The organism is Aquimarina sediminis (assembly GCF_002895435.1).
Lineage (GTDB): Bacteria > Bacteroidota > Bacteroidia > Flavobacteriales > Flavobacteriaceae > Aquimarina > Aquimarina sediminis.
The window spans coordinates 251824-271507 of sequence record NZ_POYJ01000004.1; the positions used below are offsets into that span (position 1 = coordinate 251824).

19 protein-coding genes are annotated in these 19684 nt (G+C 33.1%); 10 read left to right on the plus strand and 9 right to left on the minus strand.

The genetic code is table 11. From position 1 onward, the window contains the following. The first annotated feature begins 41 nt into the window (after window positions 1–41). The 5 genes from dapB to C1X07_RS11945 all read left to right on the plus strand — a co-directional run bounded on the left by dapB (window position 42) and on the right by C1X07_RS11945 (window position 4231). A complete protein-coding gene (gene dapB, locus C1X07_RS11925; RefSeq protein ID WP_103070242.1) occupies window positions 42–740 on the plus strand; it encodes a 4-hydroxy-tetrahydrodipicolinate reductase in 699 nt (232 codons plus the stop codon). Window positions 741–794: 54 nt separating this feature from the next. Continuing rightward, window positions 795–2363 (plus strand): signal peptidase I, encoded by a 1569-nt coding sequence (gene lepB, locus C1X07_RS11930; RefSeq protein WP_103070243.1) that lies wholly within the window; start codon window positions 795–797, stop codon window positions 2361–2363. 86 nt (window positions 2364–2449) lie between these two features. Beyond that, window positions 2450–3076 carry a WbqC family protein gene (locus tag C1X07_RS11935; protein WP_103070244.1) on the plus strand — a complete coding sequence of 209 codons (627 nt, stop codon included), beginning with the start codon at window positions 2450–2452 and terminating at the stop codon, window positions 3074–3076. Continuing rightward, window positions 3073–3381: a DUF6122 family protein gene (locus C1X07_RS11940; RefSeq protein ID WP_103070245.1), complete on the plus strand. Its 309-nt coding sequence runs from the start codon at window positions 3073–3075 to the stop codon at window positions 3379–3381. Before C1X07_RS11935 ends, C1X07_RS11940 begins: the two co-directional genes overlap by 4 nt. 91 nt (window positions 3382–3472) lie before the next feature. Then, window positions 3473–4231, plus strand: a complete 759-nt coding sequence (locus tag C1X07_RS11945; RefSeq protein ID WP_128755260.1) for a M949_RS01915 family surface polysaccharide biosynthesis protein — start codon at window positions 3473–3475, stop codon at window positions 4229–4231. Between the two features lie 73 nt (window positions 4232–4304). Here C1X07_RS11945 and C1X07_RS11950 read toward each other — a convergent pair whose 3' ends face one another. The 8 genes from C1X07_RS11950 to C1X07_RS11985 all read right to left on the minus strand — a co-directional run bounded on the left by C1X07_RS11950 (window position 4305) and on the right by C1X07_RS11985 (window position 11151). Continuing rightward, window positions 4305–5288, minus strand: coding sequence for an endonuclease/exonuclease/phosphatase family protein (locus C1X07_RS11950; RefSeq protein WP_241507248.1), 984 nt, complete (start codon window positions 5286–5288; stop codon window positions 4305–4307). A 35-nt stretch (window positions 5289–5323) separates the two neighbouring features. Continuing rightward, entirely contained in the window at window positions 5324–6202 is an 879-nt protein-coding gene (locus C1X07_RS11955) for a rhomboid family protein (protein ID WP_103070248.1), read from the minus strand. Window position 6203: 1 nt separating this feature from the next. After that, window positions 6204–6956 carry a rhomboid family intramembrane serine protease gene (locus tag C1X07_RS11960; RefSeq protein ID WP_103070249.1) on the minus strand — a complete coding sequence of 251 codons (753 nt, stop codon included), beginning with the start codon at window positions 6954–6956 and terminating at the stop codon, window positions 6204–6206. Window positions 6957–6962: 6 nt separating this feature from the next. Continuing rightward, window positions 6963–8837, minus strand: coding sequence for a DNA mismatch repair endonuclease MutL (mutL, locus tag C1X07_RS11965; protein ID WP_103070250.1), 1875 nt, complete (start codon window positions 8835–8837; stop codon window positions 6963–6965). Then, entirely contained in the window at window positions 8838–9128 is a 291-nt protein-coding gene (locus C1X07_RS11970) for a riboflavin synthase subunit beta (RefSeq protein WP_103070251.1), read from the minus strand. A 207-nt stretch (window positions 9129–9335) separates the two neighbouring features. Beyond that, entirely contained in the window at window positions 9336–9779 is a 444-nt protein-coding gene (locus tag C1X07_RS11975) for a DinB family protein (protein WP_103070252.1), read from the minus strand. A 30-nt stretch (window positions 9780–9809) separates the two neighbouring features. Then, window positions 9810–10307, minus strand: coding sequence for a 6,7-dimethyl-8-ribityllumazine synthase (ribH, locus tag C1X07_RS11980; protein ID WP_103070253.1), 498 nt, complete (start codon window positions 10305–10307; stop codon window positions 9810–9812). 70 nt (window positions 10308–10377) lie between these two features. Next, window positions 10378–11151, minus strand: coding sequence for a tetratricopeptide repeat protein (locus C1X07_RS11985; RefSeq protein WP_103070254.1), 774 nt, complete (start codon window positions 11149–11151; stop codon window positions 10378–10380). 136 nt (window positions 11152–11287) lie between these two features. On the opposite strand from C1X07_RS11985, the gene recF reads away from it, so the two are divergent. The 3 genes from recF to C1X07_RS12000 are packed head-to-tail and all read left to right on the plus strand — an operon-like array spanning window position 11288 to window position 13099. Next, window positions 11288–12382, plus strand: coding sequence for a DNA replication/repair protein RecF (recF, locus tag C1X07_RS11990; RefSeq protein WP_103070255.1), 1095 nt, complete (start codon window positions 11288–11290; stop codon window positions 12380–12382). Beyond that, window positions 12372–12803, plus strand: a complete 432-nt coding sequence (locus tag C1X07_RS11995; RefSeq protein WP_241507249.1) for a lipocalin-like domain-containing protein — start codon at window positions 12372–12374, stop codon at window positions 12801–12803. Before recF ends, C1X07_RS11995 begins: the two co-directional genes overlap by 11 nt. Further along, window positions 12803–13099 (plus strand): DUF721 domain-containing protein, encoded by a 297-nt coding sequence (locus C1X07_RS12000; RefSeq protein ID WP_103070256.1) that lies wholly within the window; start codon window positions 12803–12805, stop codon window positions 13097–13099. Before C1X07_RS11995 ends, C1X07_RS12000 begins: the two co-directional genes overlap by 1 nt. A 28-nt stretch (window positions 13100–13127) precedes the next feature. On the opposite strand, the gene C1X07_RS12005 is transcribed toward C1X07_RS12000, so the two are convergent. After that, window positions 13128–14309 (minus strand): hypothetical protein, encoded by a 1182-nt coding sequence (locus tag C1X07_RS12005; RefSeq protein ID WP_128755261.1) that lies wholly within the window; start codon window positions 14307–14309, stop codon window positions 13128–13130. A 507-nt stretch (window positions 14310–14816) separates the two neighbouring features. Here C1X07_RS12005 and C1X07_RS12010 point away from each other — a divergent pair. Beyond that, window positions 14817–18089, plus strand: a complete 3273-nt coding sequence (locus C1X07_RS12010; protein WP_103070258.1) for a SusC/RagA family TonB-linked outer membrane protein — start codon at window positions 14817–14819, stop codon at window positions 18087–18089. Between the two features lie 12 nt (window positions 18090–18101). Further along, a complete protein-coding gene (locus C1X07_RS12015) occupies window positions 18102–19556 on the plus strand; it encodes a SusD/RagB family nutrient-binding outer membrane lipoprotein (protein ID WP_103070259.1) in 1455 nt (484 codons plus the stop codon). Window positions 19557–19684 lie beyond the last annotated feature (128 nt).

Here is a 19684-nt window from a genome sequence, read left to right on the forward strand (position 1 = left end):
TTATTTTTATAAAAAACTATAAATCAAACACTAACCAAAATATGAAAATTGCGTTACTCGGATATGGTAAAATGGGAAAAACCATAGAAAAGATTGCGACAGAAAGAGGACACACCATTATACTAAAGGTGGACAAAGATGATACAACTTACGATCTTTCGGGGGCTGATGTTGCTATTGACTTTAGTATACCATCTGCAGCAGTAAATAATATTACGAATTGTTTTAAAGCTAATGTTCCTGTTGTATCAGGAACAACAGGTTGGTTAGATCATTACGATGCAGTTGCCGCACTATGTGAAGAAAAAAACGGAGGTTTCATCTATGCGTCTAACTATAGCTTGGGGGTAAACTTATTCTTTGAACTAAATAAAAAATTAGCAAAGATGATCAACCCTGTAGAAGGCTACGACATTGCTATGGAAGAGATTCATCATACCGAAAAACTTGATGCTCCAAGTGGTACTGCAATAACTCTTGCAGAGGGTATTATTGAAAATTCTACCAAAAACAAATGGCAACTGGATCAAGGTGATAGCGATACCATCCCAATTATTGCAAAAAGAATTGATAAAGTTCCAGGAACACATACTGTTACTTATTCTTCTGAGGTGGATGATATCGAAATTAAACACACCGCTCATAATCGTAATGGATTTGCCCTAGGTGCTGTAGTAGCCGCTGAATGGCTAAAAGGTAAAACAGGAGTTTTTAGCATGAAAGATGTTTTAGGGTTATAAAAATGTAACACTTTATAAATAAAGGGGACTTATACTAAAAAAATATATTTAAAGATGATACTCACAGAATGGTTTATTTTTTTCTTAGTACTACAAGTAATTCACTTTCTAGGAACTTGGAAATTATATGTTAAGGCAGGCAGAAAAGCTTGGGAAGCAATTATCCCTGTATACAATGCAGTAGTTTTAATGAAAATCATAAACCGACCATGGTGGTGGGTGATTCTACTGTTCATTCCTGTAATTAACGTAATCATGCTTCCGGTTATTTGGGTAGAAACAATTAGAAGTTTTGGTAAGAACTCAACAACAGACACTATAGTAGTAGTAGTTACTCTAGGGTTTTATATTTATTACGTAAACTATATGCTTGATGTAAGTTATATAGAGGATAGAGATCTAAAGCCAAAAACTGCTACAGGTGAATGGGTTAGTTCTATTATATTTGCAGTAGTTGCTGCAACTATTGTGCATACTTATTTTATGCAACCTTACACTATTCCTACTGGCTCTTTAGAGCGAACGTTACTTGTGGGAGATTTTTTGTTTGTTAGTAAATTTCACTATGGTGCCCGTACTCCAATGACGGCAGTATCTTTTCCTATGGTACATGATACAATTCCTGTAGTACGAACCAAATCATATACCAGCAAACCACAGTATCCATATTTTAGACTTCCTGGTTTTCAAAAAATAAAGCGTAATGACATTGTAGTATTTAGTTGGCCAATAGACACTGTACGGTTTTTTAGAGATCAATCAAAGAAAAGCTATTATAAGCCTATTGATAAAAAATCAAATTATGTAAAACGTTGCGTTGGTATTCCTGGAGATTCTTTATCTGTAGTAGATGGTTTTGTGTATATTAATGGAAAACAGAATGAATTACCAGATAGAGCCCAATTACAGTTTTCATACTCTGGAACCACCAAAGGAAGTAGTTTTAACCTTCAAAACCTTTACGACCGATATAGAATAAAACCTGAAGAATTTGGATACAACAATTCTCAATTTAGTTCTGCCGGAATGACCGAAGATGCAGCTACTCGATTCAAAAACCATCCAAATGTATCAAGTATACAACGAAACATTACACCAAAAGGTCAAAAAAGCCCTGGTATTTTTCCTAATAATGGAAAAGTAAATTGGAACTCAGATAATTTTGGGGCAATTTATATCCCTGAAGCTGGAAAAACTGTGAAAATGGACCTCAAAAGCTTCTCATTATACAGAAGAATTATCGAAGTGTATGAGGGATCAGAAATGGGAATAGACAATAAACTCACTGCCAATGGCACACAAATATCTCTTAACGGAAAGCCTATCGATAGCTACACCTTTAAACAAGATTATTATTGGATGATGGGAGATAACCGCCATAACAGTGAAGATAGCCGGGTATGGGGATATGTCCCTGCCAATCATATTGTAGGTAAGCCTGTATTCGTATGGTTTAGCTGGGATACGAACGCAAAAGGTCTTTTTAACAAAATACGTTGGGAACGCATGTTCACCACAGTTGGCGGAAATGGAGAGCCAACTTCTTATTTTAGATATTTCTTAATCCTATTAGCAGGTTGGATTATTTACAATCAATATAGAAAAAGAAAAAAAGCAGCTTAACATTATAATCTAAAACTAAGTTTATGAAAATAGTTTTTTCATAAACTTAGTTTAGCTATACAAATAATATAAATCAACTGGTAAAATTGAAAACCACCCTACTCCATCCTACATATTTTGGACCTATAGCACACTATGCAGCAATAGCCCAATCTGATAAGGTTATTTTTGAAAATGAAGACAATTATCAAAAACAAACCTATAGAAATCGTACGTATATCTATGGAGCCAACGGGAAACTTCTACTAAGTATTCCGATCAAACACAATGGGAAAGAAAGAAGACAATTATACCGAGATGTTCGAATAGAAAATGATTTCAAATGGCAATTACTACATTGGAAATCACTAGAATCAGCCTACCGTACTTCTCCTTTTTTTGAATATTATGAAGACGAGCTGGTACATTTATTTAAAAAACCAAAAGAGTTTCTTCTAGATTTCAACTATGAATGCAGGCAAGTCATCATGGATTGTTTACAACTAGAAACTCCTTTTTCTAAAACAAATTCATACTCCAAAAACCCAACAGAAGCTATAGACCTTAGAGATTTGGTTAATGCAAAAAAAGGAAAATCATATAATTTTCAACATTATATTCAGGTTTTTGAAGATAAGCAAGGTTTTATTTCTAATCTTTCTATTTTAGACCTTCTCTTTAATGAAGGCACCAATGCGCTTTCCTATCTGGAAAATCAGCCTGTATTTTCATGATTCGACCTCTTATACATTACGGTTTTCATTTTATAATTCCTTTATTAATAGCTTTGTGTTTTTTTCCAAAACAGTGGAAAAAGGTTTATATTATTTTTATAGGAGCAATGTTAATCGATCTCGATCACCTGTTGGCAAATCCTGTTTTTGATCCTCATCGCTGTAGTATTGGTTTTCATCCTTTACATAATTACTATGCCATTACTGGGTATTTTATTATGTTATTTTTCACTAAAACAAGAATTATTGGATTAGCCTTACTATGGCATATTGTTACCGATCAAATAGATTGCTGGATGATGTAAATACACTCAAAATCATTCGTTTGTAAAATATTGATTACATTTAGTACTAAACTTGTACTAACTAAACCTCATTTAATCCTACTTTACACCTATGAATAGATTTCCATTTTTTATTATGCTTCTAGTAATGTTTTCCTGTGGAAAACAAACACAAGAACCCAAAAACAATTCTGACCAACAAGCAACAAAGCAAGATTTAACTCCTAAAATAGAGTTAAATAAATATGACCCTATACCTGTAGATTCTCTATTAATCCACGAACTTTCAGAAAAAGAAATCACCTCAACCTTTACTAAAAAAGTAAAAAGAGAACTTGGTATAGAATATCTTGTTCCTCAAGCATATTCTTATAAAGATGATTCTGGAGAATATTATCTCATATTATCACAACACACGCTAAATGACACCATATATGACAAAATTCACGCGTTGAGTCTTTCCTATAAAAACAATCAATTTAAAAAAAAGTCTACCGTCAAAGATTTAATTGATAAAGAATGGGAAACGTCTATCTGGTTTTGGAATAAGTACTCAGAAATATCGGATTTGGATCATGATGGCTTGATAGATGTCATATTGGTTTACGGAACTACAGGTCAAGATATGCATACCGATGGTAGAGTAAAGATCATGATATACCATAATAAAAAAAGAATAACCATTAGACATCAGAATAGTAGTTATGGAGGAAGATTAACCAAAATCAACAGTAGATTCTACGAATTACCAGTTCAAATACAAGATCTTGTAAAAGAAAAGATGAAATTAATGACAAAAAACCAACATGCTGCTTTTAGTGAGGATTGGGAAAAGAAAATGGCTAATAAAGCTACCAGAATAGAAGATTAAATCATAAGAGGTTAATAATATAGCATGCAAAACAAGCTTACTTAATTCTACAAATTATGGCTATGGGCTTGTTCTATAGTTTTACTCTTGAAAATATCGGGTAATGATCCGAAAGCTCTAGATTATGGCTTTCAAAACTTAAAACTTCAGATTCTTCGGGAACTAGAATAAAATCAATCCGAGCAGGAAATAATTCAAATTTAAAAGTTTTACCAAATCCTTTTCCTGCTTTTTTAAAACTATCCTGAAGATTTTCTGATTTAATCTTATCATATATATATGAATAAGCGGTATTATTAAAATCTCCCATCACAATGTTCCTATATGGAGAAGACTTCATATGTGCTATCAGTTGCTCTGCCTGACTTTGTTGTTTTTTGAATGAAACACTAATGCGTTTCAATAATTTTTGGGAATCCGCTTTAGCCAATTCATCTGTTTCGCTCTTAATACCATGGGATTGTAAATGCACATTATACACTCGAACCGTATCAGAATGTATAACGATATCTGCAAAAATGGTATTGTTGTTTGTTTTCTCAAAATCTAAAGATCCTTTATTTGCAAAAGGGTATTTAGAAAAAATAACTAATGCCAATTCTCGATTACCATTATTAAAATGTTCATACCTATACTTATACTGATCAAAATCAATGTCTGGGTTGTTATAAAACTCCTGGACACAAAATATGTCTGGGCTTTCTTCTTTTACCAGTTTTGAAATATCCTGAGGGATTGTCTTTGAGTCAATCCAATCAAAACGGTTAAAAACATGTACATTATAACTCATCAATAAAATACTATCCTGTATTTCATCAACAGATTTACTACTTAATTTATACAAAGAAGAAACATGAGAAATCCCTAGACCAAGGACTACGAGAGACAATATCACCCTTTTACTTAATAAAATAGCCCAGTACAACAAAAACAACACATTGATCACGATCAAAATAGGCACTGCCAGACTTAACACAGCCAGCAAAGGAAACATCTTTGGAGAAACATAAGGCAATAAGTAGGATGATAATAACGCAAAAGCTGCGAAAGAATTCATCACAAAGACAAGCTTATTAATCAATCTCCTCATAATTATTCCTTACCCGCTTTAAATAAAAAGTCCTTTTCTTCTTTGGTTAGGCTATCATATCCACTCTTACTAATCTTATCCAAAATAGCATCAATCTGTTTTTGGGTAGGATTTTTTGCTGAAGAAGTTGTTCTTGCTTTTGGAGTTTTCTTGTTTGTTTTTGACTTATGAACGGTTCTTAAAGGGCTTTTTTTATTCGGTTTAAATACGTTAGTCAAACTATCCATAATTTTCTCAAACCAAGTACCGATATCACTTCCCTTTTTAAGCTGAACAGCATACACGTATCCAAATATAGCCCCACCCAAATGCGCAATTAAGCCACCTGCATTACCTGAAGTAGGTATTTGGATTAAATCAGAAAGTACCACAAATACTCCTATTTGCCATAACTTAATATTAAAAACAAAGATTCTAACTTCGGAGTTTGGGGTATATGCCGCAATAAATATCATAATTGCACGAACAGCGGCAGATGCCCCTATTAAATATGCCAAAGTGTTATTTAAAACTGGAAAAAGATTATAAGCTAATACAAACAATAATCCACCACAGATTGCTCCTAATAAATAAATAGTAAGAAATCGTTTTTCGGTAAATAAATTTAAAACATACTGTCCAAACCAATATAACACCAACATATTCCAGAAGATATGCCAAAAATCAAAATGCAAAAAGCTATAAGTAAGTAAACTCCAAAACTGAAGCAATAATGATCCCGAATCAACAGGCAAGACAAACCACTCCATCAAAACACCCGGACTTATCTTAAAGATCCATGAGCCCAATGTCGCAAACAAATATAAAGCCGTATTGATTACAATCAGTCTAATAATAATATTAGCCGTTTTAAACTGATATGCTAGATTATTAGTTGTCATATTAATACCATCGTCTATTATTAAATGAATTCTTTTTCCAGTACCACATAGTTATAAAACCAATTACCGCACCACCAATATGCGCCCAATGGGCAACATTTGCAGGTCCTAAAAGAGCTTGACCGGTTATTCCTGAATATAAATCTAACAGAAAATATCCTCCTATTAAATACTTTGCTTTTATTGGAACAGGAATAAACATAATATATAAAGGCAAATTAGGATACAATACAGCAAACGCAGCTAAAACTCCAAAAATAGCTCCTGAAGCCCCAACCATTGGAGTATGATATGCATTTTTAAAATTTTCTATTGTCTTTTCTGATGCATTGATATCATAATTAGATAAATTTAGATTAGAAGTTCCTCTAAACAAATCAAGTATTTGTTCATTTGAAATTCCAGCATCTATAAAAGCTTGATATCCAGGCTGAAATTGAAAGTAGGTAAATAACAGCTGGAATCCAACCGCTCCCAAACCAGCAGAAAAATAAATAAAAAGAAATTTCTTTTGACCGATTGAGTTTTCAAGGTGACTACCAAACATATAAAGGGCAAACATATTGAAAAAAATATGTCCTGCATCTCCATGCATAAACATGTGAGTTACAATCTGCCATATTTGAAAATTATCATTTTTAGGAAACCAAAGTGCAAATAAATTCAATGCAGTATTTCCAAGAGTAAGTGATCCTACAAAAAAAATGATATTAACAATCAATAACCCTTTTACTGTATCTGTAATTCTTCCCATTTATTTTTAAAATTTCTTATCAATCTCATCTACAGTTAACGTGATGAAAGTCGGCTTATTATCTGGAGTTATGGTAGGTTCTGTACAAGCAAAAAGACTATTTACCATATACTGCTGTTGCTCTGGCTCGAGCTCTACTCCTGTCCTCACTGCAATACTTTTGGCTATTGATTTTGCTAATAAATCTGTCTGCGAAAAACCACTATCCGGCACTTCATTTTCAAGATCACTAATCAGTTGTTCTAATAATAAAGAAACTTCTTTGTCTGACGTAATGGATGGAATTGCAGTAACCTCTACCTCTCCTGGAGACAATTTCCCAAAAACAAACCCGGTATTCTCGAGCTGTTCTTTTACAATTTCTAAAAATTCTATCTCCTTTTTAGTAAAAGAAAGTGTAAGAGGAAATAGCAATTGTTGACTGACAGCACTTGCCATTGTAATATTTCGCAACAGTTCCTCATACAAAACTCGTTGATGCGCACGATGTTGATTAACGATAACCATTCCACTTTTTATTGTGGTCACGATATATTTTTTTCTAAGTTGATAGGTAGTATGATGACCTACTTTTTTTTCATCTCCCTCAAACAGCGATCCTGTTACTTCAGTACTTTCAAACTCAACAGAAGAAAAATCATTTTCTATAGCTTTAGGTGTTGTTGTTTCTGACTCAAGTCCCACATATAGGTTTTCCCAGCTACCGGGAGATTCTTTTTTAAAAGATGTATAATTTTTATTTGAAGTCGAACTTTCTCCAAAGTTTTTTTCTTCTTTAAACGGGTTAAAACTTCTATCTACCTCTATAACAGGTGTCTGAGCTTCTTTTCCTTTATATTCATAAGGCGTATCCATAGAAGCATCCCTGTTAAAATCAAGTACTGGTGCCACATTAAATTGCCCTAAACTATGTTTTATCGAAGCTCGTAACATAGCATATAACGCATGCTCATCTTCAAATTTAATTTCGGTTTTGGTTGGGTGGATGTTAATATCAATAGATTTAGGATCTACCTCTAGATAGATAAAGTAGCTTGGGTGTGTTTTTTCTTTCAGCAATCCTTCGAATGCAGCTGTTACAGCATGATTTAAATAAGCGCTCTTTATGAATCTATTATTTACAAAGAAAAACTGTTCTCCCCGAGTTCTTTTAGCATATTCTGGTTTCCCTACAAATCCATTAATCGTTACCAGATCAGTTTCTTCTTTTATAGGTACTAATTTTTCATTAGTTTTCCCTCCAAAAACATTAACAATACGCTGTCGATCATTAGAGACAGGTAAATTAAAAACCTCGCTACCATTATGATAGAGATCAAACTTTATAGAAGAGTGAGCCATAGCTACTCGATGAAACTCATCTATAATATGACGTAATTCTACAGCATTTGATTTAAGGAAATTACGTCTTGCAGGGATATTATAAAACAAGTTTTTAACACTAATAGAAGTCCCTTTTGGTGTAACGCATGCTTCTTGATAAGTTACTTCACTACCTTCAATTTTTATTTCGGTACCAACTTCGTCATTTTCTTGTTTGGTTTTTAGCTCTACATGAGCAATCGCTGCTATTGAAGCGAGTGCTTCTCCTCTAAATCCTTTTGTATTAAGTTCAAAAAGGTCTTCTGCAGTTTTTATTTTGGAGGTGGCGTGACGCTCAAAACTAAGTCTGGCATCTGTAACACTCATTCCTGAACCATTATCAATAACCTGAATAAGTGTCTTACCAGCTTCTTTTATTATCAATTTAATATATGTAGCATGTGCATCAATTGCATTTTCTAATAGCTCCTTCACTACTGAAGCTGGTCTTTGAACCACTTCTCCAGCAGCTATTTGATTAGCTACATGATCTGGTAATAGTTGAATGATATCAGACATTTATTGTCGCGCAGTAAATATGGATAAATCAAAATCTATGAGGGCTAAAAAAACAAATAATAAAATAAGAAATATCAACAAAACTCTCTTATTAATCTTTCGATCAGAATCATGTCTTAATTCTTCCCAAGCTGTTTTAAACTTATCTTTAAAATTATTGGTTTTCCCTACCGTACTTCGAAATTTATCAAACCTGTTTTCAATCTGATACGGACTACCCTCTCCATTATCGTCCCAATAGCGTGGTGAATAACTAAATTTTTTATTTTTTCTTGTTTTAAATATTCCCATAATTAATCCAAATATACTTAAAATGCTTTGTAATATAAAGCTTTTAGCATTACAATAACATCAAGATATTAACTACAATAACCATACCTTATAAGGCTGGATATCAAGAAAATTTCTATTTACATAACAACATCAGCAATGTACTCTCTTTACTACACAAGAAATCCATTGGTATGGATCACACCATTTTAGAAAAGAAACAATACCTTAATTCATTATTTGATTGAGATGATGTTCTAAATGAACTACATAATCTTTGATCAAAAATTTAAAATCAGATATCTCCCCATTACCCAGCTCTATTTGATAGCTCAACGTACTTTCATTCTGTACTTTTACCACCTGAATAATCCTTTCATTAATGGACAACCAAAGACCAAGTAACTCTAGCGGATCCGCTTCATTGTACGAGTTTGATTTTACTAATTCGTTTTGGTTATACCCTCTTATCTTATATGGTCTATTTTCAAATTGAATCTCGGTAAATCGTTGCAGGTTAGCAATCCCGGAATCAATTAAATGACCAATAATTTCTTTTTTGGACCACACCTCTGAAGATGGTTTAAATTTTAGATCTTCCTCGGTACTACTAGCTACAAAACGAGCTCCTTTCTTTAATAGATCTGTAAAATTTGCTATCAAATCTTCCATTACACTCCTTAATTATAATTAAGTTAGAAATTAAAATTTAGCTTCTTTACGCAATTGCGCCATCTTGATAGCAGCAATAGCTGCTTCTGTCCCTTTGTTTCCATGTTTTCCTCCAGAACGGTCTATAGATTGCTGTATGTTATTATCAGTAAGTACACAAAAAATCACCGGAATATCGCTATTAATATTCAAATCTTTGATCCCTTGAGTTACTCCATCACAAACGAAATCAAAATGTTTGGTTTCTCCTTGTATAACAGACCCTATAGCAATTACTGCATCGAGCATCTCATAAGATTCTTGCATCTTCTTGCAACCGTATATTAACTCGAAACTACCGGGCACATTCCAACGCACTATATTTTCTTTGATTGCTCCACAATCGATAAAAGCATCAAATGCACCTTGAAATAATCCTTGTGTAATTTGTTCGTTCCATTCTGAAACAACAATCCCAAACCGAAAATTTTTCGCGTTTGGGATTGTTTCTTTATCGTATTGTGATAAATTTTTATTTTCTGTAGCCATATAAATTTTAAGTTCTTTTGTTTCGGTTTTAAAGCTTCTTCTTAAAAACCTGAAACTTCAAAACCTAAAATTATTTTTTCATTGCCTGAGCCTGACCTAGATGTACATCTGCCTGATTAACTTCTACGCTTTTAGGAAATTCCTTTTTTATTCGTTCTAAATATGGAATTGCAACTTCTGGTTTATTAAGTGATATAGCCGTAACTGCAGCTTTCAATAAAAACTTAGGAGTTGTAAAATCGTTAGTTTTCATCTTTAATGCCTTTTCGTAGTATCCTAACGCTTGCTCTGTTTGATCAAGTTGCGAGAAAGCATCCCCAATCCCTCCTAAAGCAAGAGGTCCTAACATCTCATCATCACTTTTAAAACTATCAAGATAATCAATAGCTTCTCGATATTTTTTCATGTTTAGATAAGAGAATCCAGCATAATAATTTGCTAGATTAGCAGCATTAGTACTACCATAGTTTTCTATAATCTCTAAAAAACCATATTTACCTTCTCCTCCATTAAGTGCTAATGTATATAAAGAATCGCTAACCGTAGAATTACCATTAACGGCATTATCAAAATATTGCTGTGCTTTAAACATTTCATTTGCAGCTTCTTGTTCTTTTGGTTCCTGAATAAATTTCTGAAACCCTAAATAACCCAATATAACAACGGCTATTAGCCCAACTATACCTAGTATATATTTTTGATTAGCTGCAACCCATTCTTCTGTTTTGGAAGCTCCTTCATCCAAAGTATTAAACACTTCTGCAGTTGTTGAATTCTCTTCAACCTGCTCAACTTCTTCAGCTTTATTTTTTGGTTTGTATCCTCGTTTCTTGTAAGTTGCCATAAGTTTTGTTTAATGAACGGCAAAAATAAAATATTTATTCATAATTAAAAGGGAAAATATTTGTTATTTTTCAATAATTTGCGCGAATTAATTAAGAATTTCATTAAAGTCAAGACTCCTTGACGATCAGTATTTTATGATTTTAAAATCTCTTTCATTACTTAATTATAAAAATTTTGAATCTATCAATTTTAAATTTGACGACAAGATAAACTGCCTTGTTGGAAACAATGGAGTCGGAAAAACAAATATTCTAGATGCCATTTACCATTTATCTTTTGGCAAGAGTTATTTCAATCCTATCACAAGTCAAAATATCAAGCATGGTACCGATTTTTTTGTTGTTGATGGACACTATATTAAGGAGGAGCGTGATGAAAAAGTTATTGTTAGCGCAAAAAAATCTCAAAAAAAGGTAATTAAGCGTAATGGGAAAATATATGACACCATTAGTGAGCATATTGGCTTTTTGCCTTTAGTAATTATTTCTCCTGCCGACAGAGATCTAATTACAGAAGGAAGTGATACCAGGCGTAAATTTATTGATGGTGTTATCTCTCAAAGTGATCAAATGTATTTAATAACACTATTGAAATATTCTAAAACGGTATCACAGCGTAATTCTTTATTAAAATATTTTGTGGTCAATAACACTTTTGACCCCGCCACATTAGATGTTTACAATCAACAACTACATGAATACGGGAGTATTATCCACGAAAAAAGAACAAGTTTTCTAGAAACTTTTATCCCTATATTTACTAATAGATACCAAGCCATTAGCTCTGGAAAGGAAAATGTCTCACTTTCCTATCAAAGTAAATTAACAGAAACGAATTTATTAACTCTTTTAGAACAAAATCTAGCCAAAGATAAAATGCTTCAATATACTAGTGTTGGAGTTCACAAAGATGACCTATCTTTTGAAATCGAAGGTTACCCTATAAAAAAATTCGGAAGCCAGGGACAACAAAAATCATTCTTAATAGCTTTAAAACTTGCTCAATTTGATTTTATTAAAAAACAAAGTAAGGTAAATCCTATATTATTACTTGATGATATTTTTGACAAGCTTGATGAAAAACGAGTAGAGCGAATTATCAAATTGGTAGATGATCAAAATTTTGGTCAATTATTTATTAGTGATACTCATGCAGACAGAACTGAAAGTGTCGTAAAAAAAATATCTCAATCTTATAAAATCATTAAGCTTGAAAGCAATGAAAATTAAATTAAACATGCATAAAACTTTATTTTTCCTAATACTTATATCTATAATTTCCTGTACAAAAACTGATCCCAAAAATTACATTGAATATCTAGATGGATACTGGGAAATCAAAAGAGTAGTAATGCTTGATGGTAGTGAAAAAGAATACAAATTCAATATGATCATTGATTTTCTTGAAATCAATGACTCCACAGGAATACGTAAAAAGGTAAAACCTAAATTTGATGGAAACTATACAATAACTAACAATAGTGAAGCATTTACGTTAAAAATTGAAAATGATAGCTTAAGGTTATACTACAAGACACCTTTAACTGCCTGGAAAGAAACAATTATTTCTGCAAAAGAAAACCAGCTTGTAATCAAAAATGAAACTGGAAATGTTTACTTTTATCAACGATATCAAAAGATAAAATTATAATGGCTAAACGTCACAGAGAACATCAAAGTTTAGAAGAAGTTTTAAAAAACTTTGTATCAGACAACCGCCTTCAAAAAGGTTTGGACAAAGTAGCTGTACGTGATGTTTGGGAAGCAGTAATGGGACCCGCAATCATGAAATACACAAATAACATTAAGCTCGAAAGAGAAACGTTATATATCGAACTTACATCTTCTGTATTACGAGAAGAATTAAGTTATGGGAAAGAAAAAATAATTAACAACCTTAATGAAGAATTAGGCAAAATATTAATTAAAAAGTTAGTTCTTAGATAATCTACACCTACCACTCTAATCATTTTATTTACTCTAGCACAATCTCTTTACAATGCTGCGCCCCATTAGGACACTGCTGTGTTTCTATTCTTGCACAAACAACATTACGGCCAAGTGACAGTTCTATTTCTACTAGTTGCGCCGAAAGCAATTCATCTTTAATAAACACATCATTAACATACCACCCTATAGTAACATTTCCGTCTAGTCCTACCACTGAAGGAGTAAATCTATATATATTGGAAGTTAACACCTGTTCATAAGCATAAGTGATTTCGGGGCATATTGGTTCGACAACGAGTTCTTTACAAAACTCTATCCCATCAGGGCAATCTGGAGTTATAGCTTTTATACAAACCTCATAAGCGCCAGGGTAAAATTGTCTTGTAAATGAATTACCATTAATTACCTGATCAGGAATTACTTCGTTATTGATCTTAAAAAATAGTTGATACCCATCTTTAATCTCAATATCAGGAATAAATTGATATATATTATCAGATAATGCCTTAATTTCAAATCGAATATCTGGGCACCCCACACAATCATTTATAATTTCATAGAACTCATAATAGGATGACAGCTCAGTAGTTTTAAAATCTGGAGCGACAGAAATCTTTATAGGAAATTTAAAATCTGGTTGATAACCAACTCCTTGATCCAATAAAAAACTATCAACCCCTTGATCATTATCAATCGTGATTTCGTTTTTTTCCTTGTCATTAAGAGTTATTGGGTACTCAAACTTAAAACACTGCCTATAAAGCGTATTAAAATCTTCTCTAAATGTTTTAACCTGGCATTCTCTAAGAACATTAACCAAAGCTTCATCATTCTCCACACGGAACACACTATTAGATTCTCTAAATACGATTTCTACAGGAAACTGTAATCCAATTATATTAAAGTTTTCACTTTGTGATAAAGTAGCACCTATCAATCCCCTAAAATCATTGATTTTTATAGTAGAGTCATTATTATATCCCAGTATAATTGGATATTTAAAGGTAAAACATAAATCACTTTCAACTATATCCGTAACCTCATTTCTAGTTTTAAGATCGTTAAGAACTGTAATTAATGCAGTTGTAGATGTAATTTTCTCACTGCCAGTGTTATCAGGGAAAAAAGTATCATCATTCACACACGAAGATGCTAGTACCATAAGTACTAACAAACAACCTCTATAATATGTTTTAATTTTTTTCAATATATAAATGTATCCTATTATATGTATAACGCATATAAATCAACTTACCCTACCTTCTCATGTGTTATAATTTATTTTGTCGATGAAAGTATAAAAAAAATAATCAGAATCAAAAATACCGATTAGATCAATACTTCCTTGAGCAAATAACATAAAAACGCTTTCCGTGAATTAGAGGTAAAAAAATTGGTTCACCAATTAATTGAAAACATTAAATCTTAATTTTTTTAACAATTGTAATTTATAACCATACTATTTAATCGCCTTATAAGTGTTTTTTGCGCCACAATTAAATGGACAAACCACATAAACAATACTTATAAACATCATAAAAAAAAGGTAAAACCTTAAAAATAAGCAATTTAAAATCAAATAACTAATTGCGGTCGTCAGTCATTATATTCCTTACAAAAAATTAGTTAATTTATTGTTAAATAACAATAATCTGCATTCTTAAGCCAATTTCTTAATACTTTCTCACCAACTAACACAAATTATTATACTAAAATGAAAGTATTAACAAAAAAAATTCTAATACTACTCACAGTATTAGTCACGCAACTTTCTGTTGCGCAAGAAAGTTCTATTACCGGTACGGTTACAGACAATAATGGCACCCCTTTGCCCGGTGTAAACATTATAGTAAAAGGTAGCAATAGCGGAACTCAATCAGATTTTGATGGAAAGTATTCTTTGCAAGCTTCACAAGGAAGTATTCTTATTTTTAGCTATCTGGGTTTTGCAGAAAAAGAAGCAACCATAGGACTCGAAAAAACTATTAACATTCAGTTAGAAGAAGCCGCTTCTCAATTAGATGAAATAGTTGTTACTGCACTTGGTATTTCCCGAGATAAAAAATCTTTAGGATATTCTACTCAAGAAGTTGCAGGAGAAGACTTAAATACAGTAAAGACTGCAAACTTTGTAAACTCTCTTTCGGGTAAAGCCTCTGGGGTTCAAATCAAAAGAAACAACAATCTAGGAGGATCTACTAATGTTGTCATTAGAGGAAACGCTTCATTAAGTGGTAGTAATCAAGCTCTATTTGTAATCGACGGTGTTCCTATTAATAACACTAACACAAACTCAAAAATCCAAGGACAAGCAAGAGGAGGACAATATGACTACGGAAACGCTGCTTCAGATATTAACCCTGAAGATATAGAGTCGATAAATGTCTTAAAGGGAGCTGCTGCTTCTGCCCTTTATGGTTCTAGAGCAGCAAATGGGGTTATTATGATCACTACAAAAAAAGGTAAAAACTCTAAAGGTATGGGAATCACCGTTAATTCTGGGATGACCTTTGGATCTATTGACAAAAGTACTTTTGCCAAGTATCAAAAACAATACGGAGCAGGTTACGGTCCTTATTATGGACCTGGAGAAGATAGCTATTTGGATTTAATAGATATTGATAATGATGGTAACTTAGATTTTGTAACTCCATTAACAGAAGATGCTTCTTATGGAGCTGCTTTTGATCCAAATTTACTAGTTTACCAATGGGATGCATTTGATATTGACTCTCCTAATTACAGAACTCCAACTCCTTGGGTGAATGCAAAAAATGGTCCTATAACCTTTTTTGAAACCCCAATAACTATAACAAACTCTGTATCATTTGATAAAGGGTTAGAGAATGGTTCTTTTAGGTTAAATTACACCCAGTTTGACCAAACCGGTTTAATGCCTAATAGCTCTATAAAGAGGCATAACTTTTCGATGAGCGGAAACTTTAAATTAACTGATCAATTAACCGCTACGGGATATGCCAACTATATCAAAACCGATGGTTTAGGGCGTAATTCTACAGGGTACAACGATAATATCATATCTAATTTCAAACAATGGTGGCAAACTAATGTTGATATAGAACAACAAAGAGACATCTATTTTGCTACTCGAAGAAATGTAACCTGGAACCCTGCAAGTACCGCACCTGGTTCGGTTCCTATTTATTGGGATAACCCTTATTGGACTAGATATGAAAACTATCAGACTGATATGAGAAATCGTTTTCTGGGTAATGTATCCCTCAATTACAAGGTATTTGACTGGTTTGATATAACAGGTAGAGTTGCAACTGATACTTATTCTGAATTGCAAGAAGAGAGAAGAGCAAATGGCAGTGTTGCTACCTCATTTGGTGTAAATCCAGGAGGAGGCAATGTAGATAACAGATCAAATGTTGACTCTGGGTACGGAAGAAAAAACATTCAAAACACAGAGACTAATTATGATTTGATGTTTAATTTTTACAAGGACTTATCTGACGAATTCAACATCAAAGGAGTGATAGGAACAAATATTAGGAGAAATCACCTTCAATCTATTCATGCCTCTACCAGTGGAGGACTAAGTGTTCCTAGGCTATATTCACTACAAAATAGTGTAGGTCCCCTTCCTTTACCAGAAGAAATTGATCAAAAGATTGGAGTAGATGGTATTTATGCCAGTACATCTCTTGGATATAAAGAAACGTATTTTCTAGATGCTACCATCCGTAGAGATCACTCCTCTACCTTGCCAAAAGGAAATAGTACCTTCTACTACCCTTCGGTTGCAGGTAGTTTTGTTTTTTCGAACCTTATTGATGCAGAGTTTATTTCATTTGGTAAATTAAGAGCTAATTATGCAGAAGTGGGTAACAGTGCTCCTTTTGATTTTTTGTATGACAGCTTTAATGTAAACACTCCAATAGGAAGTGCTAGCACATCTGTAGGAGACACAAAAAAGAATCCAAACTTAAAACCAGAAAGAACAACCAGTACAGAAATCGGTTTAGAAATGAAGCTTTTAAGTAACAGACTTGGCTTTGATGTTGCATATTACAAAAACAACTCGATTGATCAGATTCTGGGAGTTCCTGTAACTACCGCAACAGGATATCTCTTTAAAACATTAAATGCAGGAGAAATAGAAAACAAAGGTATAGAGTTATCTTTGTACGGAACACCTATTGAAACACAAAACTTTTCATGGGGTATAAATGTAAACTGGTCTAAAAACGAAAATGAAGTAATTTCATTAGAAGATGGTATAGATAATTTACAATTAGGTTCTTTTCAGGGGGGAGTGACTATTAATGCAAGAGTCGGACAGCCTTATGGAATAATTCAAGGTACCGATTACACCTATATAAATGGTCAAAGAGTTGTTGACCCTTCTAATGGCCAATACATAAAAACTACTACATCAAATAATAACATAGGTGACACCAATCCAGATTGGTTAATGGGTATCGCTAATAAACTTAATTACAAAAATCTATCTTTTAGTTTCTTGATAGATATCCAACAAGGGGGAAGTATTTTTTCTTTAGACCAATACTATGGTCAAGCTACTGGTCTATATGAAGAGACGGCTTTTATCAATGACCTAGGGAACCCCGTAAGAAATACAATTGCAGATGGTGGAGGTTTTATCAACCCTGGTGTTAACCCAGATGGGTCAGCAAATACATCTCGAATCAGAGCCGACCGTTTCGGTGCTTTTGGATACCGTAGAGGTTTACCAAATGCTGCTTTTGTCTATGATGCAAGCTTTGTGAAGTTAAGAGAGGTATCTCTAGGTTATAGTTTTCCAAAAAAAATAATAGAAAAAACGTTCTTAAACGAAGTTTCAATTAGTGTGATAGGATCAAATCTCTGGATTATTGACAAAAACCTTCCACATGCTGATCCAGAAAGTGGATTGAGTGCAGGTAACTTACAAGGATATTCTGTAGGATCGTTACCTACTACTAGAGATATCGGTTTCAACTTAAAACTTCAATTCTAAAAAATAACAAAGATGAAAAAAATACTAATTCTAATTACCTTGGTAATTATAGCGTCTTGTTCTGATAATCTGGAAAATTTAAACGAGAACATTAAAGATCCTTTATCAGTTCCTGGAGAAACTCTGTTTACAGGTGCACAAAAAAGTCTAGTAGATCAGATGGTCACTCCTAATGTAAATGATAATAACACCAAACTTTGGGCACAATACCTTCAAGAAACTACTTATACAGATGAGAGTAACTATGACCAGACAAATAGAAGTATTCCTCGTAGACATTGGAGTGCTCTCTATAAAGATGTTATAAAAGATTTGGATGAATCTGCTAAAATCATAACAGAAACCGAATATTTATTACCAGAAGATATTGACGCTAAAACCAATAAACTACAAATAATCGAAATTCTACAAGTTTACACATATAGTATATTGGTAGAAACTTTTGGCAACATCCCTTACACAGAAGCGTTAGATATCAGCAATTTACTACCTGTGTATGATGATGGAGAAACCGTATACAAAGATTTGATAAGTAGGTTATCTGTAGCTATTAATAATTTAGATACAACCAAAGGAAGTTTTGGAGTCGCGGATAATATTTATAACGGTGATGTAACTTTATGGAAAAAATTTGCAGCTTCATTAAAACTGAGAATGGGAATTTTATTATCCGATGTAGACAATACATTTGCAAAAACTACAGTCGAAGAAGCTGTGGCAACAGGGGTATTCACAAGTTCTACGGATAATGCTAATTTTAAATACTTATCCGCTGCTCCTAATACGAATCCAGTTCATACAAATTTGGTTTTGAGTGGTAGACAGGATTTTGTTGCCGCAACCACCATCATCGATATGATGAACACTTTAAATGATCCAAGAAGACCTCTTTATTTTAAAGTAGTTCCTGATACTGGTACGTACATTGGAGGTGATATTGGTAGTACATCAAGTTTTTCTTCACATTCTCACGTCTCTGATTTTGTAGAAGCTGCAGCAACTCCTGGTGTAATTTTGGATTATGCAGAAGTTGAATTTTTATTAGCTGAAGCTGCAGCAAGAAATTTTGCGGTCGGAGGAACAGCAAAAAGTCATTACGATACTGCAATTATCGAATCTATCGAAAATTGGGGAGGAACAAATGCTGATGCTACCACATATCTCGCTCAACCAACAGTAGATTACGACACAGCCTTGGGTGCAAGTACAGCAACTACTCCTTGGAAAGAAGTAATTGGCAATCAAAAGTGGATAGCTCTATTTAATAGAGGATTTGAAGCGTATACATCTATTCGACTTTTGGATTTTCCTATATTAGCAACACCTGCAGAAGCCGTTTCTGGTTTCCCCAACAGATATATATACCCTATTGTAGAGCAAACCCTAAATGGAGCAAATTGGGAAAGCGCATCTACTGCCATAGGAGGAGATCTTCCAGAAACTAAACTTTTCTGGGATTTGAACTAACCAACATCTAATTAATTGATTTATCTAATCAATAGGGTGAGAATTTATCTCACCCTATTTTTTATCTATTTTGTTTTTTTGTATCCAAAATCACAAAACACATAACAGGTAATTTCAGTTAACATTCA